This window comes from Variovorax sp. OV329 (assembly GCF_900114785.1).
Lineage (GTDB): Bacteria > Pseudomonadota > Gammaproteobacteria > Burkholderiales > Burkholderiaceae_C > Variovorax.
Window position 1 is genome coordinate 47,861 of sequence record NZ_FOUG01000018.1, and the last position, 19,709, is coordinate 67,569.

The window sequence follows — 19,709 nt, forward strand, 5'->3', positions numbered from 1 at the left end:
CCTCGCTTCGTTTCGCAAAGAACAACAGGAGGGAGGAAGCATGTCGTCGGTGTTCGACGTGGCAGGCGTGGTGCGCGCGCTGCACGAGGCGCGCAATGACTGGCGCGATGCGCAGCAGCGTTCCCGCGAGCCCGGGGCGCGCGAGTTTCCGTCCCGCGATGCGCTGGCCCATGTGACCACGCAGCTGGCCGGTGCGCTGTTCCCCATGCGCCTGGGCCCGCTGGACCTGCGCCACGAAAGCGAGGACTTCTACGTCGGCCACACGCTCGATTCGGCGCTGCATGCGCTGGCGGCGCAGGCCCGCCTGGAGCTGGCCTTTGCAACACGGCAGGAAGCGGCCGATTCGCAGGCCATCGCCCAGCAGGCCACCGAGCGGGTGCGCGACTTCGCGGCAGCGCTGCCGGCCATACGCCGCCTGCTCGACAGCGACGTGCTGGCTGCCTGGCAGGGCGACCCGGCCGCGCGCAGCGTGGACGAGGTACTGCTGTGCTATCCGGGCGTGCTGGCCATGATCCACCACCGGCTGGCGCACCAGCTCTACCGGCTGGGGCTGCCGCTGCTGGCGCGCATCGTGGCCGAAATCGCGCATTCGCAGACGGGCATCGACATCCATCCGGGCGCGAGCATCGGGCGCGCCTTCTTCATCGACCACGGCACCGGGGTGGTGATCGGCGAGACGGCCGTGATCGGCGAACACGTGCGCGTCTACCAGGCCGTGACGCTGGGCGCCAAGCGCTTCTCGGCCGATGCCGACGGGGTGCTGCACAAGGGCCGGCCGCGCCACCCGACGGTGGAGGACGAGGTGGTCATCTATGCCGGTGCCACCATCCTCGGGCAGGTGGTCATCGGCCGCGGCGCCACCATCGGCGGCAACGTCTGGATCACCGACGACGTGGCGCCCGGCGCCAGCATCACGCAGGCCAGCCTGCGCAACAGCCGATGAGTGCGACGCTGGTCGAGCATTTCGGCGTGGCGGTGCGCCAGTTGCGCGAGCAGCGCGGCTGGTCGCAGGAGGAACTGGCCGAGCATTCGCAGCTCAACCGCTCCTACGTGGGCGAGGTGGAGCGCGGGCGCGCCATCGCCTCCATCGTCACCGCCTACAAGCTCTCGCGCGCGCTGGAGATCAACCTGGCCGGGCTGCTGTCGCATTGCGAGCGCATCGAGCAGCAGCGGGTGGCCCGGGGCATCGAATTGGCGGCTATAGCCAGTTGAGGCCAGGCCGGGGCTGCGCGGACACTGGTTGAAGCACGGTCCCCGACCGCCTGTTCCACCGTTATCCGGAGTTTTCATGACTGCAACCGTCGGCGGCACCACCGCCCTGGGCGACCTGGCCGCGCGCCAGTTGGCGAATGCCACCAAGACCGTTCCCCAGCTGGCCACCATCAGCCCGCGCTGGCTGACGCACCTGCTGCAGTGGGTGCCGGTGGAGGCGGGCATCTACCGCCTCAACAAGGTGAAGAACCCGGAAGACATCAAGGTCACCTGCACGGCCAAGGAAAGCGAGAACCAGCTGCCGCGCACCTACGTCGACTACGAAGAGCATCCGCGCGAGTACTTCCTCAATGCGGTCTCGACCGTGCTGGACGTGCACACCCGCATCTCCGACCTCTACAGCAGCCCGCACGACCAGATCAAGGAGCAGCTGCGCCTGACCATCGAGACCATCAAGGAGAACCAGGAGAGCGAGCTCATCAACAACCCGGACTACGGCCTGCTGGCCCAGGTGACGGAAGAGCAGCGCATCTTCCCGCTGGGCGGCCCGCCCACGCCGGACGACCTGGACGAGCTGCTGACCAAGGTGTGGAAGGAGCCGGCCTTCTTCCTGGCGCATCCGCTGGCCATCGCCGCCTTCGGGCGCGAGGCCACCCGCCGCGGCACGCCGCCGCCCACGGTGAGCCTGTTCGGCTCGCAGTTCATCACCTGGCGGGGCATTCCGCTGATCCCCTCGGACAAGGTGCCGGTGGCCGACGGCAAGAGCAAGATCATCCTGCTGCGCGTGGGCGACAAGCGCCAGGGCGTGGTGGGCCTGTTCCAGCCCGGCCTGCCGGGCGAGCAGGGCCCCGGGCTGTCGGTGCGCTTCATGGGCATCAACAACCACGCCATCGCCTCCTACCTAATCTCGCTGTACTGCTCGCTGGCGGTGCTCACGCCCGATGCGCTGGCGGTGCTCGACGACGTGGAGATCAACCGCTACCACGACTACTCGGCGCTGGACACCTACAAGTAGGCGCACGCGCTCGATGACATCCGCTTTCCCATCCAGGGGGCTGCCGCAAGGGCCGGAGGCGCCGATCGATCCGGCGGCCTTGGCACGCATGGCCTCGGCGCTGTTCGCGGCGCTGCCGGGCGAGGCCTCGCATCCCACCGGCCTCGCGACGGCGGCCGGCGTGCCCGGCACACCGCCTTCGGCCTTGCCTGGCGTCGGGCAGGCGAGCCCGCTCGCCGGCGTGCAGGCGCCAGTCAACATCGCGCCGGCAGGTTCGCCGCTGGCCAGCCCGGCCGGCTTCGGGCCCTCGGTGCCCGGCACGCCGATCCCGCAGGGCACCGTGCCCGGCACCAACCTGCTGCCGGCGTCGCCCACGCCGTTGGCCTCGCTGGCCCACCGCGCACCCGCGCTGCTGCCGCATGCACCGGCCGGCAATGGCGTGCCCGACACCGTGATCGGCCCGCTGCCTGCGTACGAGCCGCGCTTCGGCGGCGCCGCGCTCGGCGTGCCCGAGCCGGGCGGCGCCTCGGCGCAGCGGGCCGCGTCGCATCCGGCCGGCGGCGCCGCGCCGTATTACTTCCTGGATGCGGCCCACGGCCATCCGTCGCCAGGCGGCGCGGACCCGGCAAAGGGCGATCCGCTGGACCTGCTGGCCAGCCAGCCCTTCAGCGCCCATGCCGAGCCGCCCCGGGCGGCCGGCGTCCCGGGCCCGGCGACCACCGCCCCCTCGGCAGAGCCGAAGTTCTACTTCGTCGATGCGGTGGTGCTGCCCAGCGGCTACGTCACGCCCGCCAAGCCTGCGCCGCACGGCACGGCGCCGCTGGCCGGTGCGGGGCGGCATCCGCCCTTCGACGTGCATGCGGTGCGGCGCGATTTCCCCATCCTGTCCGAGCGCGTGAACGGCCAGCCGCTGGTGTGGTTCGACAACGCGGCGACCACCCACAAGCCGCGCCAGGTGATCGAGCGCATCTCGCATTTCTACGAGCACGAGAACTCCAATATCCACCGCGCGGCGCACGAGCTGGCGGCCCGCGCGACCGATGCCTATGAAGGCGCACGCCAGCGCGTGAAGGACTTCATCAACGCGCCCGAGGTGAACGAGGTGATCTTCGTGCGCGGCACCACCGAGGCCATCAACCTGGTGGCCAAGAGCTGGGGCGCGCAGCACGTGGGGGAGGGCGACGAGATCATCGTCTCCCACCTGGAGCACCACGCCAACATCGTGCCCTGGCAGCAGCTGGCCGCGGCCAAGGGCGCGAAGCTGCGCGTGATCCCGGTCGACGACTCCGGCCAGGTGCTGCTGGACGAATACCGCAAGCTGCTCAACGACCGCACCAAGCTGGTGGCGGTGACGCAGGTCTCCAACGCGCTTGGCACGGTGGTGCCGGTCAAGGAGATCGTCGAGCTGGCGCACCGCGCAGGCGCGCTGGCCCTGGTCGACGGGGCGCAGTCGGTCTCGCACATGCGGGTGGACGTGCAGGCCCTCGGCGCGGACTTCTTCGTCTTCTCCGGCCACAAGGTCTTCGGGCCCACCGGCATCGGCGTGCTGTGGGGCCGGCGCGAGGTGCTGGAGGACATGCCGCCCTGGCAGGGCGGCGGCAACATGATTGCCGACGTGAGCTTCGAGAAGACCGTGTTCCAGCCCATCCCGAACAAGTTCGAGGCCGGCACCGGCAACATCGCCGACGCGGTGGGCCTGGGTGCAGCCATCGACTACGTCAGGCGCATCGGCATCGAGAACATCGCCCGCTACGAGCACGAGCTGCTGGAATACGGCATGGCCTGCCTGCGCGGGATCCAGGGCGTGCGGCTCATCGGCACGGCGCGGGACAAGGCCAGCGTGATGTCCTTCGTACTGAAGGGCTACAGCACCGAGGAGGTGGGGCAGGCGTTGAACGAGGAAGGCATCGCGGTGCGCACCGGCCACCACTGCGCCCAGCCCATCCTGCGGCGCTTCGGCGTGGAGACCACGGTGCGGCCTTCGCTGGCCTTCTACAACACCTTCGAGGAGATCGATCGGCTGGGGACGGTGGTGCGCAGGCTGGCATCGCAGCGCCGGGCGGGCTGAGCCTTTAGATGTTCAGGTAGTTTGCAAGCAACGAATTCGTCGTTCCTTATCTGAAGGCCTTTGCCTAGAGTGCAGTCTTCCGCCACGCAACCGTGGCCCAGAAGATTCGCACCCATGTCCGCAAGCCCCTCCATCGCCCCTTCCGACGCGCCGTCCGCGGCGCAGGACTTCCAGGTCCGATCCCTCGCCGGCACCTTCGCCGCCGAGGTGGTCGGCCTGGACCTCACGAAGCCACTCTCCGACGACGACTTCAAGCGCGTCCACCGCGCGCACCTGGACCACCACGTGCTGGTGTTCCGCGACCAGCAGATCACGCCCGCACAGCAGGTGGCCTTCAGCCGGCGCTTCGGGCCGCTGCAGATCCACGTGCAGCGCAAGTTCCAGTTGGCCGGCCAGCCCGAGGTGCTGATCGTCTCCAACATCAAGGAGAAGGGCGAGCCCATCGGCCTGGGCGATGCCGGCGCCTTCTGGCATTCGGACCTGTCCTACAAGGAGCGGCCCAGCCTGGGCTCGCTGCTGCACGCGCAGATCCTGCCCGCCGAAGGCGGCGACACGCTCTTCGCCGACCAGCATGCCGCGTACGAGGCGCTGCCCGAAACGCTGAAGGCCACCGTCTCCTCATTGAGTGCCGAGCACAGCTACCTGGCGAAGTACGAGGAGCTGCGCGCCCGCAGCCCCTGGCGTCCGGCGCTCACGCAGGCGCAGCTGGACGAGGTGCGCCCCGTCGTGCACCCCGTGGTGCGCACCCACCCCGAGACGGGACGCAAGGCGCTCTTCGTCAGCGAGCACTTCACCACGCGCATCGTCGGCCTGCCCGAGGACGAGGGCCAGGCCCTGCTGGCGCAACTCTTCGCGCACAGCACGCAGCCGGCCTTCACCTACCGCCACGAATGGAAGCCCGGCGACATGGTGTTCTGGGACAACCGCTCGGTGCTGCACCTGGCGGCGGGCACGCCCGACCACCTGCCGCGCAAGCTCTACCGCACCACGATCGAGGGCGACCAGCCGCTCTGATCCAGCCTCATCCACCTCAAGGAAACCGGACCCCCATGAAAGCCATCACCCGCCGCGCCGCGGCCATCGCCACCGCGCTCGGCCTCGCCACCGCCTCCCTGGCCGCCCACGCGGAAGGCCAGATCCGCATCGCCCAGCAGTTCGGCATCGTCTATCTGCTGCTCAACGTCGCGCAGGAGCAGAAGCTGATCGAGAAGCACGCCAAGGCCGCCGGCATCGACGCGAAGGTGGAGTTCCTGCAGCTCTCGGGCGGCTCGGCCGTGAATGACGCGCTGCTGTCGGGGAGCATCGACATCGGCGGCGCCGGCGTGGGTCCGCTGTTCACGCTGTGGGACCGCACCAAGGGCCGCCAGAACGTCAAGGGCGTGGCCTCGCTAGGCAACTTCCCCTACTACCTGGTCACCAACAACCCCAACGTGAAGAGCATTGCCGACTTCAGCGAGAAGGACCGCATCGCGCTGCCGGCCGTGGGCGTGTCGGTGCAGTCGCGCGTGCTGCAGATGGCCTCGGCCAAGCTGTGGGGCGACAAGGAGTTCGCGAAGCTGGACAAGATCAGCGTGGCCCTGCCGCACCCGGATGCGGCCGCGGCCATCATCAAGGGCGGCACCGAGATCAGCGGCCATTTCGGCAACCCGCCCTTCCAGGAACAGGAGCTGGCCGGCAACCCCAACGCGCGCATCGTGCTCAATTCCTACGACGTGCTGGGCGGCCCGGCCTCTGCGACGGTGCTCTATGCCACCGAGAAATTCCGCGCCGAGAACCCCAAGACCTACAAGGCCTTCGTTGCCGCGCTCGACGAGGCGGCGGAGTTCGTGCGCGCGAAGCCGGAACAGGCGGCCGACATCTACCTGAAGGTGAGCGGCGCCAAGACCGATCGCGCACTGCTGCTGAAGATCATCCGCAACCCCGAGGTGCAGTTCAAGACCGAGCCGCAGAACACGCTGGTGTTGGGCCAGTTCATGCACCGCGTGGGCGCCATCAAGAACCAGCCGCAGTCGGTGAAGGACTACTTCTTCGACGACGCGGTGGGTGCGCAGGCCAACTGACCCGGCCGCACCGATGAACACGGCCACGCTGCGCGCGACGCAGAGCTACCAGCCACCGCCCCACGCCGCCCGCTCGACTCCCACCACGCCCGCGGGGGCCCTGGCCACGGACTTCGCGCCCCTGCTGCAGGTACAGGACCTGAGCCTGGAATACCGGACCCCGCAGCGCGTGGCGCGCGCCACCCATCGCGTGAGCTTCGACGTGCACGAGGCCGACCGCTTCGTGCTGCTGGGCCCCTCGGGCTGCGGCAAGAGCACGCTGCTCAAGGCGGTGGCCGGCTTCATTCCGCCGGTGGAAGGCCAGGTCCGGCTCGACGGGCGCGCCGTGCAGGGCCCCGGTCCCGACCGCATCGTCGTGTTCCAGGAGTTCGACCAGCTGCCGCCGTGGAAGACGGTCAAGGAGAACGTCATGTTCCCGCTGCTGGCCTCGCGCACGCTGGGCCGCAGGCAGGCGCAGGAACGCGCGCTGCACTGGCTGGACCGCGTCGGCCTGGCGCGCGTCGCCGACGTGCATCCGCACCAGCTATCGGGCGGGATGAAGCAGCGCGTGGCCATCGCGCGCGCACTGGCCATGCAGCCGCGCGTGCTGCTGATGGACGAGCCCTTCGCCGCGTTGGATGCGCTCACGCGCCGAAAGATGCAGGAGGAGCTGCTTGGCCTGTGGGAAGAGGCGCGCTTCACGCTGCTCTTCGTCACCCACTCGATCGAGGAGGCGCTGGTGGTGGGAAGCCGCATCGCGCTGCTCTCGCCGCACCCGGGGCGCATGCGCGCCGAGATCAACAGCCACGCCTTCGGGCTGGCCGACCAGGGCAGCGCCGAGTTCCAGGCGGCGGCGCAGCGCATCCACCACCTGCTCTTCGAGCATGAAGCTTCGCAGGAGGTACTCCAATGAGCGCGCTCGTTCCGCCGGTGCGCGCCGAATACGAGCGCGCACTGGAGCCCTTCACCGCAGTGGCGCTGGAGCGCCCGCTGTCGCCATGGAACCGCCTGCTGAGCCACGGCTGGCTGCGCAAGGGGCTGATCCTGGCCGTGCTGGCGCTGCTCTGGGAGCTGGTCGCGCGCTGGCAGGCCAACGACCTGCTGCTGCCCACCTTCACCGCCACGGCGAAGGCGCTGGCCGATGGCCTCGCCAGCGGCGACCTCGTCGCCAAGACAGCGATCTCGCTGGGCGTTCTGCTCAAGGGCTACGTGCTGGGCGTGGCGCTCGCCTTCCTGCTCACTTCGCTGGCCGTGTCCACGCAACTGGGGCGCGACCTGCTGAGCACGCTCACGTCGATGCTCAATCCGCTGCCGGCCATCGCGCTGCTGCCGCTGGCGCTGCTGTGGTTCGGCCTGGGGCAGGGCAGCCTGGTCTTCGTGCTGGTGCACTCGGTGCTGTGGCCGCTGGCGCTCAATACCTACGCCGGCTTCCAGTCGGTGCCCGAGACCTTGCGCATGGCGGGGCGCAACTACGGCCTCACCGGACTGCGCTACGTGCTGCAGATCCTGGTGCCTGCGGCGCTGCCCGCCATCCTGTCCGGGCTGAAGATCGGCTGGGCCTTCGCATGGCGAACGCTGATCGCCGCGGAGCTGGTGTTCGGTGCCAGCTCAGGCAAGGGCGGCCTGGGCTGGTACATCTTCCAGAACCGCAACGAGCTCTACACCGACCGGGTGTTCGCCGGCCTGGCGCTGGTGGTCATCATCGGGCTGCTGGTCGAGGGCCTGGGCTTTGCGACCCTCGAGAGGCTCACGGTGCGCCGCTGGGGACAGCAGCGCTGAGGGCGAGACTACCTCGGCAGCATCTGCCCGCGGATCTCGCCCGCGGCATTCGCGGCCGTGTGGACATTGGCGTACCACTTGCCGGCCAGCAGGTCGGAGGCCTGCGCCGGCGTGATCGTGGTCTGTCCTTCGATCGGGCTGGCGGCGTTCGCAAAGGGGACCACCACGCCGGCGTTCGCGCCTGCCGTGGCAGGCCCGTGGAAGTGCGCCGCCGTGGCCGGGCCGGTCAGGCCGCTGTAGGTGATCTTGTACTTCAGCAGGTTGGTGTTCTTGTCGAGCGTGGCCTGGGCCGTGCCGCTGCCGGCCGTCATGTTGGGCGGCACTTCGCTGGCGCCGTTCAGGGTGCCGCTGAAGGTCGCCGTGTTGGAAGAACCCATCATCCCGCAGCCCGTCAATGCGGCAGCAGCAACGCCGGCTGCCAGTGAGAAACGAACAAGGGTGCTGTAACGGTTCATGATTCGACTCCTTCGTCTAGGTAACAACGAAGAATAGGCGGCATGGGTGACCCAAGCGTGTCGGCCATCGCCTCGAATTGGCGTTCCGGTGTTGTGTCGGCATGTTGCAGATGCTGCAGGACATCAACGCCGATCGGCCGCCCGCGCAGCCCTTCCGGCGCGCACGCGGCCGTGGTGGCGTGCCGCCGTTACCGCCAGGATGCACACGATGAGCCACGCCGAGCCCGACAGCATGCCGGCCAGCACGTCGCTCGGAAAATGCACGAGCACGAAGACCCGGCTGCAGGCGGCCGTGACGCTCAGCAATGCGGCGGCCACGACGGCCGGGATGTGCCATGCCGGCGGCAGCAGCCGGCAGGCGAGGAAGGCCAGCATGCCGTAGGCCACCACCGCGCCCGAGCTGTGCCCGCTCGGAAAGCTGTAGCCCGTGGCGGCGACGATGCCGCTTTCATGCACCGGCCGGGCGCGCTCGAAGATCAGCTTGAGCGAGTGGTTGAGCAGCGCGTTGCCGCCGAGCGCCATGACCCAGCCCGCGGCGTAGACGCGATGCCTCTTTCGCCACAGCAGCACCGCCACGACAAAGCCCAGAATCACCATGGGCAGTGGATCTGCAAAGCGCGTCAGCACCGCGAAGGTCTTGTGCACGGCCGGTGGCGTCTGCGTGGCGACCGCGGCGCTGAAGCTGTCGTCCCAGTGGCCCAGGACATGGCCGTCGCCCAGCGCATCGGCGATCTCGGCAAAGGCGGCGCCCGCGGCCACCACCACGCCGAAGCCGAGCAGCAATGCGGCAATCAGCCAGCGCAGGTCGGGCTCCTCGGCCTCGCGGATCGGGCGGCTCGCATGCCGCCATGCCACGGCCAGCGCGCCCACCACGAGGGCCAGCAAGGGCAGGGCGGCGAGGAAGATCTGCCACGCGTGGGTGCCCAGCCACAGCGCCAGCGGGTCGGGCATCGACAAGGATGAATCCATGGTGCGGAGCATCGCACGTCGGCGACGGGTGCCGCGCACGGCTCACTCAGTGCGCTGCGGCGATCTCGTGCCGTGCCCAGCGCAGCCGGATGCTCGTGCCCGTGCCGGGGGTGCTGGAAATCTCCAGGTCCGCGCCGATGGCCTCGGCCTGTTCCGCCAGGCCCACCAGCCCGTAGTGGCCGGTGGCGTCGGCGCCGGTCTCGAAGCCCACGCCGTCGTCGGCGATCTCCAGCTCCACGCTGCCGTCCGCACAACGCCCCAGGCGCATGCGCAGCAGCTGCGCGCCGGCATGCCGCTCGACGTTGCGCAGCATCTCCTCGCACATGCGGTAGACGGTCTCGGCCGGCTCGGCGGCGAGGCCGGACAGGCGCGGGTCCAGATGGCAGTCCAGCGCGATGCCCGATCGTTCGGACATCGCCTTGGCCAACTCGGCCAGTGCCGCCCCCAGGCCCAGGTCGCGCACCGGGTTGCTGCGCAGCGCCTCGATGGCCAGGCGCGCCTCCGACAAGCCTTCGCGCGCAGCCTGCTCGGCGCGCAGCAGCTCGTCGCTCAGCGCTTCGGGTCTGGAGACCGCAATGCGCTTGAGCACGCGGATCTCGGTGAGCATGGCCATCATCGAGTGCGCCAGCGTGTCGTGCAGGTCGCGCGCCATGCGCAGGCGCTCGCGCACCACGGCCGCATCGCGCGATTCCTTGGCCAGCCGGCTGATCTCCTCGGTGCGCGCACGCACCCGCTCGTCCAGTGCGGCGTTGAGCCGGCGCAGCTCGTCGCGCTCGTCCTGCAGGTTGGCCAGCAGGCGGTCCAGGGCGGTGCCCAGGCGGGCCGCCTCGTCGCTGCCCGTGGGCACTTCGATGCGCGATGCACTCCCGGCCAGCACCGCATCGGCCGACTGGGCGATGACGCTCACGCGCCGGGTCAGCCGGCGCGCAACCGCCACGCCGCTGATGGCCGCCACCAGCCCCAGCACGCTGAGCATCAGCGCGATCCGCCATTCGATGGCGGTGGCGAAGGCGGCCACCGATTCCACCGGCTGCACCACCACCACCTGCCAGCCCAGCCGGCGCAAGGTGCCGTCGGGCGCCTGCGGTGGCGTCGCGATCAGGTGCGGACCGCCGCCCTGCAGCCGGCGCAGCTGGATGCGCGCGGGCAGGTCGGAGCCGTCGTTGCCGAGGTTGGCTACCCGCCGGTCGAAGGGCGCGAGCGGCTCGCCGACATCGCGCCAGCGCTTTCCCACCAGGGCACGCGGCCCCTCGCGCACGATGCCGTCGCGGTCGATCAGCAGCCACTCGCCCGGCGAGGCGCGCATGCTGGACACCAGCGCCTGCACCCAGCGCCATTCCAGCTGGGCGGCGACCACGCCGACGATGGCGCCGTCGGCATTGGTCATGGGCGCGGTGAGCTTCAGGAAGTGCTCGCGCGGCGAGCGGCCTTCCTCGATCCACGCGACGTCCAGACCCTGTGACATCCAGGCGTGCTGGAAGACGTTCTGGCCGACGACGTTCTCGTCGGTGGCGCCGACGATGAAGCCGTCGGCATCGGTGACGGCCAGCCAGATCAGGTCGGGCACGCCGCGGCGAACGGCCTGCAGCGAGCGCTTGAGGTTCTCGCGGTCGCTGCGCTGCACGTCTTCGGACAGCATGGTCGCGACCACGCTCACCGATTGCAGGCGCAGGAGGAGGGCGGTGTCCAGCTCGGCGCTGACGTGTTCGCCCGCGGCCTCGAGCCGCCGTGCGTACTGCTCCAGCAGCGTCGAGCGCACGAAGGAACTCAGCCACAGGTTGGCCGCCAGCGCCAGGCACATGGCCAGGGCGACGAGCAGCCAGCCCACGGCCGCCGCCAGGCTGCGCCTGGGGTCGATGCGCCGCAGCAGGGCCTTCATGGCCGGGGCCTCGCGGAGCGGGTCCGCGGCCGGTGCTGCAGGGTGGGGGACTGGGTTCGGTGATTCATGCCTGGCGCATTGTTGCAAGGCGCCGGCCCTGGAGGCCATGACTTTGGTCATGAGTGCTTCCCCTGATTCATTGGGGTTTGTCTCGATCCGGCGCGTGACTTCCGGCAGGCGCGCGCAAGGGCGATCGCGCCCAAAGTTCACCCATCGCGAGCCAGGCCTTTCCCGACCGGCTTTCTTCCCAACCCACGCGCCGCAACGCGATCGGCGTGAGACCACATCAGCACGGAGACAAGAGCGCATGAACACCGCCCCTATCGAGCACGGCGCCAGCAACGGCCAGCCAGTGCGCTGGTCAGACAACCGATGGCTGCAGCTGGTCGTCGGCATCGTCTGCATGATCGCGACCGCCAACATCCAGTACGCGTGGACGCTGTTCGTCCCCGAGATCCAGGGCAAGTTCGGCTGGGAGCGCGCCTCCATCCAGGTCGCCTTCACCATCTTCGTGCTGGTGCAGACCTGGCTGGCGCCCATCGAGGGCTACTTCATCGACAAGTTCGGGCCGCGCATGATCGTGGCCTTCGGCGCGGTGTTCATCGGCGCGGCCTGGGTCATCAACTCGCAGGCCACCTCGCTGCTGGGCTTCTACATCGGTGCGGCCATCGGCGGCATCGGCGTGGGCTCGATCTACGCCACCTGCATCAACAACGCGCTCAAGTGGTTCCCCGACCGCCGCGGCCTGGCGGTGGGCCTGACGGCCGGTGGCTACGGTGCCGGCTCGGCCGCCACCATCCTGCCGATCGCCTCGATGATCGAATCGTCCGGCTTCCAGCAGGCCTTCCTGTTCTTCGGCCTGCTGCAGGGCTCGCTGGCCTTCGCTGCCGCCTGGTTCCTGCGTGCCCCCAAGGGTGGCGAGATGCGCGTGGTTTCGGGCAAGCTCAACCAGAGCCGCCGCGACTACACGCTGGGCGAGGCCCTGCGCACCAAGCTGTTCTGGCTGATGCTGCTGATGTTCGCCTGCGTGGTCACCGGCGGCATGATGGCCGTGGCGCAACTGGGCGTGATCGCACAGGACCTGGGCGTGAAGAACTTCAAGGTCGACCTGTACTTCATCACCATGGCCGCGCTGCCGCTGGCGCTGATGCTCGACCGCATCATGAACGGCATCTCGCGTCCCTTGTTCGGCTGGGTGTCTGACCACATCGGCCGCGAGAAGACGATGGTGATCGCCTTCACGCTGGAAGGCGTGGGCATCATCGCGCTGGGCTACTTCGGCCACAACCCCTGGGCCTTCCTGATCCTGTCGGGCGTGGTGTTCCTGGCCTGGGGCGAGGTGTATTCGCTGTTCTCGGCACTGGCCGGCGACGCCTTCGGCACCAAGCACATCGGCAAGATCTACGGCGTGCTGTACTGCGCCAAGGGCATCGGCGCGCTGTTCGTGCCGCTGGGCAACCTGATGATGGAAGCCACCGGCACCTGGTCCACCGTGCTCTACACCGTGGCGGGGCTGGATCTCTTCGCCGCCTTCCTGGCCATCGTGGCACTGCGGCCGATGCTGAAGGCGCACGTGGCGGACAGCAAGCTGCCGCCGCCGGAGCAGCCGCCGCGTGCACCAATGAACGGGCTGGCCACGGCCGGCTGACAACGGAATCTGTCACCCCCGGGCACGGGGGCTTTCGCGGCGCGCAGCCCTGGCTGCGCGCCGCTTTTTTCGCTTCTGCCCTGGCGAGTCGCTGGCATACTGCGCGGGTCGCGTCTGCAAGGATGCGACCGGGTTTGGAAGCCCGCAGCGTTTTTAGAAGGTGAAGCCGCAGTTGCCTATTGGCCTGTGGCTTTTTCGCTCGCGCGTCATTTTTTGGCGGCTCGGGCGGGAGGGCGCGAGCCCTGCCGGATATGCCTTCTTGAAAATGCCCGGTCTTCCAACCCGTTCGAGCCGCCGCCTCCCTTTGGAAGCGGGTGCGGTGGTCTAAGCAAACTGCATTGACCAGGGAGGCCCAAAAAATGGCCAAGTCAGCCCGCGCACTCACGCGCAAGTCCGGCAATTCAAAGTCCGACAAGGACGAGTCCGCCGATCGCAAGCCCGAACGCAAGGCTCGAAGCGCCGCCATCCACGCCCTCGACAAGCTGGAGCACCTGCGCGAGACGCTGCGCGCCTTCGAGTGCCTGCAGGGCTTCCTGACGCCGCAGCATCTTCCGGCCTTCCAGGAAGAGTTCTACGTCGACCCTGGCGAACTGCGGGCCCTGGTGCGCTGCATCAACGCCGAGACCCGGCGACGGATGCAGGCAGTGGGGGTGGCCATGGAGTCGGTGCGGCAGGCGTTGCACTGAAGGCGCGTGCAGGCTTGCTTCCCGTTGCCGTCCGCCCCTTAGGCATCTGGAAGGCACAAATTGCGAGCCATTGGTCTTGAACGCGAGTCGCCCTTGAGATGTATCCCAAGCAAGGCTGTTGGCAACGGTGGTGCTAGTTCAGTTCCTTGTTCTTCCAAACCTTGGAGCCGCCCAGGGCCCCCCGCCTGGAGGCCCTTCTTTGGCAGTGCCAGCGCCGACACGACGCAGTCGACCGTACTCACATTCGACACGTGGAATCGACGGCACCGGCCCCGGCCCGCAGGCCTCGGCGCGCTTTTTGCGTCAACTTTTCGCAGATTTCTTAAGCGCGCTTGAGAGCAGTTCGGCAACCGCCTGGACCCTGGCCGTCCTGCGCAGGTCTGGATGCATGACGAGCCAGACTTGGTAGTCGGTCGCTCTTCGGCGCTGCGGCCACACTCGAACCAAGCCCTCCCGTTCCCCCATCCACAGGGGCATCTCGCCAACGCCTATGCCCGCAGCGACGGCTTTCCTGACCAGGAAGCTCGAGTTGACGGCCAAGGCGATCCTCCCTTGGCGGGCTGGTACGTCGGCCATGCTCAGGAACTGCGCTTGCTCGAGATAAGGTTTGTAGGCGACCAGTTGGTGACCTGCAAAATCGCCGTTGACAGGAGGCTCGCCGTAGCGCCGGAGGTATGTTTCGCTGGCGAACAGGCCCACCGGCCAATTCACTACGCGCCGAATGATCAGGTCCGGCGCGTCTGGTTGGACATTGCGGAAGGCAAGGTCGGCCTGGCGCTTCGTCAAACTCAGAATCTGGGTAGACACCTCGAGGTCCACTCGAATGCCGGGATGTGACTGTGGCATCAATGCAAGCGCCGGCATCAGGAAATCGACCGCAATGGAGTCCGTGCTGGTCACTCGCACGAGCCCGCCCAACTTGGCATCGTGTCCCTCGACCTTCGACCGAAGGTCGAGGGCCGCCTGCTCCATGCGGCGCGCGGCGGAAAACGCAGATTCGCCCGCAGGCGTGAGCAAGTAGCCGTCGCTCGATCGGAAGAAGAGCGTTACGCCCAGTGCGGCCTCAAGCGCGTTCAGCCTCCTGCCCACCGTAGCCTGGTCCACCGCTAGGCTGCGGGCAGCCGCGCGCAAGGTCGTCTCCCTGCACAAGGCGAGAAAAATGCGTGCGTCGTCCCAGTTCATACGAGGTATTGATGCATTTATGCATCAGTCTACTGCGTTGCTGCTGCGTTTTGAACTGGCTTTGCAGCCTAACCTTGTTCGAACCAAAGCAACTATGAGGAACGACAGTGACTTTGAATTCATCATCCGGGTCGTCCGGCCCAGCTTCGCATTGGCGGGTGGTCGGAGCAGGTCTTGCGGCGAGCCTGGTCGGCATCGGATTGGCACGCTTCGCCTATACACCGTTGCTGCCCGTGATGATCGATGCAGGGTGGTTTGACGCGCCTGTCGCTGCCTTCCTTGGAGCCGCAAACCTCGCCGGATACCTCGTCGGCGCACTGGCTGGCAGGCGACTGGCGCTCGCAAACAGTTCGCAAGGCGTGATGCGCTTGATGATGTTGCTGGCGACAGTGTCTTTCATCGCCTGCGCGTTTCCGCTCTCGGCCGCGTGGTTCTTCATATGGCGGCTCCTGTCTGGCGTTGCAGGTGGAGCAATCATGGTGCTGGTTTCCTCGCTCGTGCTCCCCAGGGTGCCTTCGGCACAGAAGGGACTTGCCAGTGGCGCCATCTTCCTTGGCATTGGAATCGGCATCATCGTCTCTGGAACTTTGGTGCCGGTGATGTTGCGCGTCAGCCTTCAGGCAACTTGGCTGGCGGTGGGGTTTGTTGCGATGGTGCTGACGGTGGCTAGCTGGCGCGCGTGGCCGAACGAGAACGGCGCAACGAATTCGGGCGCCCCTGCGGCACCGCGTCCTCTCCGTCTTGCTGCGCCGATGCGCACCCTGCTTGTGCAGTACGCGCTGATCGCATTTGGCCTGGTGCCGGAAATGCTGTTCCTCGTGGACCATGTCGTGCGCTCACTTCACAAGGGGCCTGCGTTAGCCTCGCAAGTGTGGATTGCGTACGGTATCGGGGCCGCGGTCGGGCCAATGCTTTACGGCATCGCTGCCCACCACTACGGCGCGCGGGTGACCATCCGGACAGCGCTCGTCGTCCAGATTTTGGCGGCAGGTGCACTTATCGCATCCGGCGGAACCGCAGAAATCCTGGCGCTTGCCCTCGCAATTGGCTCGTTCCCGGCAGGCGTGGTTCCGGCGGCCTTGGCACGCGTTCACGAATACTTCGAGGACCACGACGCGCGGCAACGAATGTGGGGCCTCGCGACCGTCAGTTTCGCCTTCATGCAGGCCGCCAGCGGTTACTTCTACTCAAGCCTCTACCAGGCAACGCATGGGAGGCACGTGATTCTGTTCGGGATCGGAGCGGTCGCCTACCTGGCCGCCCTGGTGCTGGATTTCGTGGCGGCCGCGCGTGCCGAGCATCGCTCGGAGAGCATCTGCGCGTCCCAAGCTTGAGTCTTGGAGCCGTCATGTCCCACATTTCCCTGCACTACATCTACGACCCCTTTTGCGCGCACTGCTTTGGCATCGCGCCGCTCGTCGAAGGCGCAATGGCCGTGCCAGGTCTGCCAGTCATTCGCCACATTGGCACCGCTATCATGCGTCCGCGCGCTGGCCGCAATCTCCGCGAGCTCGAGAGTGCGCATCTGGACGAACTGCACTTCCTCGAACGCGCGGGCCAGCCCGTCGGCGACACTTATCGCAAACGCGCGCATCTGAGCGAAGGCCCATCGAACAACCTTGCGTGTCATCCCGCCGTTGCCATGCTTGCGGCGGATCTCATCGACCGGTCAGGGTGGCGAATGCTCCGACGCCTGCAAGCCGCGTACTTTGTTGAGGGGCTGCCCATCGATCAGCGACCAGTGCTTCTGAGACTGGCAGTGGATCAGGGATTCAATATCAAGGAATTCGACGCCGCCCTCGTGCAGGCGCAGGCCGATCTTCCCCGGCATATGTGCGCCACAAGGAATTTGGTCCATAGGCTGAAGGGCCAAGGCCTGCCAAGCTTGTCTGCCGAGGTCGGGAACCATGCATTCAAGCTGGATCTGACTCGCTTTGTAGGCAAGCCGCAGATGTTCCGCCATGCGATCCAGGGCTTGATCGCCACGGCCTGACTTCAATCAGAAACTTCTCCCGGATACTCCCTTAAGCGCTCGTTGATCGAAGCGGCCGATGCATTGCAAGTGACATGTGGGGGCGCCCGATAGAGATACCCAGGTAGTTCGAAATGATCACCATCAAGTCCAAACAGCCGATTTCGTCGTCCACTGAAAGTTCTCTGCAAGAAATGGCAGTTCCAATGCATTTGCTGCCAGGTTGGGTACTGAGGTACGCAGGTTGGGCGCCCGGGGCTCGCAAGGATGAGCACCTTCCCGCTCAGCCGCGTGGGCGACCTGGTCATGCTCACCAGCCTTCACCTTTGAATATTTACGTCCTCAGTCATGCACATTGAAACCAAGTCGTTCGGGGTGAGAACAAGCTCTCGCGAACCAGCTGGAGCGCCCGCGCCCTTGCCGGATCATTCGACGGGTCCGAAGGACACGTTGGGCTGCGCGTCCAATCGTCTGCTGAAGGACCAGGAGATTTCGGCAGCGGGCATTAGGATCTATCGCAAGGCAACCGAGAGTACGCACCTCGAGTACGTAGAGACTCCGGCCACTGATCGTGGCGTGCTCATAGGAATTTCACTGGGCAATGGCCATCGGAGGCGAATTGTTCATGAGCGTCGTGCATCGTGCCATGAGTTCAACAGAGGCGACATCTACATCCGTCATTTCTGTGATCGCTATCGCGCAGACCTGGAATCTTCCTTCGACTTTGTGATGCTCGAGATGTCTCAGGCGGCCATCAAGCGCGCGATCGAAGACAGAGATGGCTGTCGCGTGAGCGCGCTTTCGCGTGTCACGGCAGAAAAGGATGACGTGCTCATCCATCTCGCCTTGGCGCTGACGCCAGCACTCGACAGGCCGGCTGAAACGAGCCTGTTGTTCGTCGAGCAGATGAGCGTCGCAATGGGCTCCTATCTTCTCGAGAAGTACGGCGGCGCGCCAGTGGCGACCATGAGGAAAAGGCGACTCCTTTCCCGTCCGCAGGAGGCGCTTGCCAAGGAAATGCTACGCAGCAAGTTGGACGCGAGCATTTCGATTACCGACATCGCGAACGCTTGCAACCTCTCGCGTAGCTACTTCATCCACGCCTTCCGGGAAACCACGGGACAGACACCCCACCAGTGGCTGGTCGCTGAGCGCCTGGCACACGCACGAACGCTGTTGATGGAAGTCGATCGGCCGCTCACCGAGATTGCCGCGGTTTGCGGCTTCGCAGATCAGAGCCACTTCACGCGCGTCTTCGCCCGAAGCATGGGCACGCCGCCTGGCGCTTGGCGCCGAGGAGTGAGGCTCGGCAGCTAAGTCGTGGGCGCTTGGGCGTACTACCCGCAAGGGCTGTGGGTCCCTCCGGCAAGCGAACACTGTACCGCGTGAGGTTCGGCTGCGGAGTCGTTGGACGTCTGATCTCACGGGGTGCACTGGCGCCAGGTCGCCGATGTGTCGTTGGCGAGTCGCGGTGGGGGATCGCGCGCCTGCGCGTTTCAGTTGCAGTGGTCAGCGCTTGGCCGGGCTGCTGCAGCAGTGACCTGCTTTTTCCGCGTTCGGTTTTGTTGGGTCCCGGGCCGGTCAGCCGCCGCTCCCTGGATGGGGTCGTGCCGAACCTTGGTTCAGGACCGATGGCAACATGCTGGCGCGGCGCCCGCGGCATCGCGCTCACGCCCGCCGAGTCAGCTCTTGAAGAATGCGAGCAGGTCCGGATTGATCACGTCCGCGTGGGTGGTGAGCATTCCGTGCGGATAGCCCTTGTACACCTTGAGCGTTCCGTTCTTCAGCAGCTTGACGGATTTCAGAGCCGCATCGGCAATCGGCACGATCTGATCATCGTCGCCGTGCATGACGAGCGTCGGCACCGTGATCGCTTGCAGGTCCGCGGTCTGGTCGGTTTCCGAGAAGGCCTTGATGCCGTCGTAGTGCGCCTTGGCGCTGCCCATCATTCCCTGACGCCACCAATTCTGAATCACGCCTGGGTAGACCTTCTCGCCTTCGCGGTTGAAGCCGTAGAACGGACCTGTTGCCACATCAAGAAAGAGCTGGGCGCGGTTGTCGGCCACTCCTTTTCGGAAGCCGTCGAACACCTCGATTGGCAAGCCCTCGGGGTTGCTCGTGGTCTTGAGCATCAACGGCGGCACCGCACTCACAAGGACTGCCTTGGCAGCGCGTCCACTGGGTTGGCCGTGCTTGGCGACGTAGCGGGCGACCTCTCCGCCGCCTGTCGAGTGACCGACATGGAAGACTTTGGTCAGATTGAGCGCCTCGACCACAGCGAAGGCGTCGGCCGCATAGTGGTCCATGTCATGGCCATCGCTGACCTGGGCCGAACGACCGTGGCCGCGTCGGTCGTGGGCAATCACCCGGTAGCCGCGCTGCACGAAGTACAGCATCTGTGCGTCCCAGTCATCGCTGGAAAGCGGCCAACCGTGGTGAAACATGATCGGCTGGCCGTCCCTGGGGCCCCAATCCTTGTAGAAAATCTCGACGCCATCCTTGGTTCTGATCGTGCTCATGTGCTGGTAGCCTTTTTGTGAGTGCGCTGCTGCGCGGTGGTTGGTTGAGTCGGTTGCATGCCCTGCGAGCGGGAGAGCCGCGAGTGCCAATGTCCCGCTGCCTGCAAGAAGGAGTTTTCGCCTGTCCTCCTGAAAATCGGTGCGAAAGTCTGATTGATTCATTTTTTGATCCTGTTTGATCCGGCGTCGCAGCACCGGCATTCCTCTTCGGCCATCAGTCACCCGGCTCATTCGGTATCGCGACCACGCCCCAGCAAACGTGCTTGGTTGGGAGCCGGGACACCGTATTCATTTATGTGGTTCGTGA

The 19,709-nt window shown here is 66.8% G+C and carries 18 protein-coding genes; 13 read left to right on the top strand and 5 right to left on the bottom strand.

Features of this window, described 5'->3' with window-relative positions; genetic code table 11:
- Positions 1-40: 40 nt before the first annotated feature.
- The 8 genes from epsC (at position 41) to BM345_RS23910 (ending at position 8,092) form a co-directional block, all read left to right on the top strand.
- Positions 41-943 carry a serine O-acetyltransferase EpsC gene (epsC, locus tag BM345_RS23875; protein ID WP_093384647.1) on the top strand — a complete coding sequence of 301 codons (903 nt, stop codon included), beginning with the start codon at positions 41-43 and terminating at the stop codon, positions 941-943.
- A complete protein-coding gene (locus BM345_RS23880; protein ID WP_093384650.1) occupies positions 940-1,212 on the top strand; it encodes a helix-turn-helix domain-containing protein in 273 nt (90 codons plus the stop codon). The genes epsC and BM345_RS23880 overlap by 4 nt, the downstream gene beginning before the upstream one ends.
- Positions 1,213-1,288: 76 nt before the next feature.
- The gene (locus BM345_RS23885; RefSeq protein ID WP_093384652.1) at positions 1,289-2,227 is read left to right on the top strand and encodes a family 2A encapsulin nanocompartment shell protein; all 939 of its coding nucleotides are present in this window, start codon (positions 1,289-1,291) and stop codon (positions 2,225-2,227) included.
- Between the two features lie 13 nt (positions 2,228-2,240).
- The gene (locus BM345_RS23890; protein WP_093384655.1) at positions 2,241-4,274 is read left to right on the top strand and encodes a family 2A encapsulin nanocompartment cargo protein cysteine desulfurase; all 2,034 of its coding nucleotides are present in this window, start codon (positions 2,241-2,243) and stop codon (positions 4,272-4,274) included.
- A 114-nt stretch (positions 4,275-4,388) separates the two neighbouring features.
- On the top strand, positions 4,389-5,288 hold the full coding sequence (locus BM345_RS23895) for a TauD/TfdA dioxygenase family protein (RefSeq protein ID WP_093384658.1): 900 nt from the start codon (positions 4,389-4,391) through the stop codon (positions 5,286-5,288).
- A gap of 35 nt (positions 5,289-5,323) precedes the next feature.
- Entirely contained in the window at positions 5,324-6,334 is a 1,011-nt protein-coding gene (locus BM345_RS23900; protein ID WP_093384660.1) for an ABC transporter substrate-binding protein, read from the top strand.
- A 13-nt stretch (positions 6,335-6,347) separates the two neighbouring features.
- Entirely contained in the window at positions 6,348-7,226 is an 879-nt protein-coding gene (locus BM345_RS23905; protein ID WP_093384663.1) for an ABC transporter ATP-binding protein, read from the top strand.
- Positions 7,223-8,092, top strand: coding sequence for an ABC transporter permease (locus tag BM345_RS23910; RefSeq protein WP_093384666.1), 870 nt, complete (start codon positions 7,223-7,225; stop codon positions 8,090-8,092). Before BM345_RS23905 ends, BM345_RS23910 begins: the two co-directional genes overlap by 4 nt.
- An 8-nt stretch (positions 8,093-8,100) precedes the next feature.
- Here BM345_RS23910 and BM345_RS23915 read toward each other — a convergent pair whose 3' ends face one another.
- From BM345_RS23915 to BM345_RS23925, 3 genes are all read right to left on the bottom strand, one after another.
- Complete coding sequence (locus BM345_RS23915; protein WP_093384668.1) at positions 8,101-8,547, bottom strand: CHRD domain-containing protein; 447 nt, start codon at positions 8,545-8,547, stop codon at positions 8,101-8,103.
- Between the two features lie 123 nt (positions 8,548-8,670).
- Positions 8,671-9,516: a phosphatase PAP2 family protein gene (locus tag BM345_RS23920; protein WP_139237599.1), complete on the bottom strand. Its 846-nt coding sequence runs from the start codon at positions 9,514-9,516 to the stop codon at positions 8,671-8,673.
- A gap of 46 nt (positions 9,517-9,562) precedes the next feature.
- Positions 9,563-11,395, bottom strand: a complete 1,833-nt coding sequence (locus BM345_RS23925; protein ID WP_093384674.1) for a sensor histidine kinase — start codon at positions 11,393-11,395, stop codon at positions 9,563-9,565.
- Positions 11,396-11,702: 307 nt separating this feature from the next.
- Here BM345_RS23925 and oxlT point away from each other — a divergent pair, with 307 nt between their 5' ends.
- Together oxlT and BM345_RS23935 are read left to right on the top strand one after the other, a co-directional pair.
- Positions 11,703-13,043: an oxalate/formate MFS antiporter gene (gene oxlT, locus BM345_RS23930; protein WP_254789956.1), complete on the top strand. Its 1,341-nt coding sequence runs from the start codon at positions 11,703-11,705 to the stop codon at positions 13,041-13,043.
- Between the two features lie 359 nt (positions 13,044-13,402).
- On the top strand, positions 13,403-13,729 hold the full coding sequence (locus BM345_RS23935) for a hypothetical protein (RefSeq protein WP_093384676.1): 327 nt from the start codon (positions 13,403-13,405) through the stop codon (positions 13,727-13,729).
- A 303-nt stretch (positions 13,730-14,032) separates the two neighbouring features.
- On the opposite strand, the gene BM345_RS23940 is transcribed toward BM345_RS23935, so the two are convergent.
- Positions 14,033-14,911: a LysR family transcriptional regulator gene (locus BM345_RS23940; protein WP_093384679.1), complete on the bottom strand. Its 879-nt coding sequence runs from the start codon at positions 14,909-14,911 to the stop codon at positions 14,033-14,035.
- Between the two features lie 113 nt (positions 14,912-15,024).
- Here BM345_RS23940 and BM345_RS23945 point away from each other — a divergent pair, with 113 nt between their 5' ends.
- The 3 genes from BM345_RS23945 to BM345_RS23955 all read left to right on the top strand — a co-directional run bounded on the left by BM345_RS23945 (position 15,025) and on the right by BM345_RS23955 (position 18,200).
- Positions 15,025-16,245 carry a YbfB/YjiJ family MFS transporter gene (locus BM345_RS23945; protein WP_093384854.1) on the top strand — a complete coding sequence of 407 codons (1,221 nt, stop codon included), beginning with the start codon at positions 15,025-15,027 and terminating at the stop codon, positions 16,243-16,245.
- 14 nt (positions 16,246-16,259) lie between these two features.
- Complete coding sequence (locus BM345_RS23950) at positions 16,260-16,904, top strand: DsbA family protein (protein WP_093384681.1); 645 nt, start codon at positions 16,260-16,262, stop codon at positions 16,902-16,904.
- Between the two features lie 327 nt (positions 16,905-17,231).
- On the top strand, positions 17,232-18,200 hold the full coding sequence (locus BM345_RS23955) for a helix-turn-helix domain-containing protein (RefSeq protein ID WP_093384684.1): 969 nt from the start codon (positions 17,232-17,234) through the stop codon (positions 18,198-18,200).
- Positions 18,201-18,565: 365 nt separating this feature from the next.
- On the opposite strand, the gene BM345_RS23960 is transcribed toward BM345_RS23955, so the two are convergent.
- The gene (locus BM345_RS23960) at positions 18,566-19,402 is read right to left on the bottom strand and encodes an alpha/beta fold hydrolase (RefSeq protein WP_093384686.1); all 837 of its coding nucleotides are present in this window, start codon (positions 19,400-19,402) and stop codon (positions 18,566-18,568) included.
- Between the last annotated feature and the right edge of the window lie 307 nt (positions 19,403-19,709).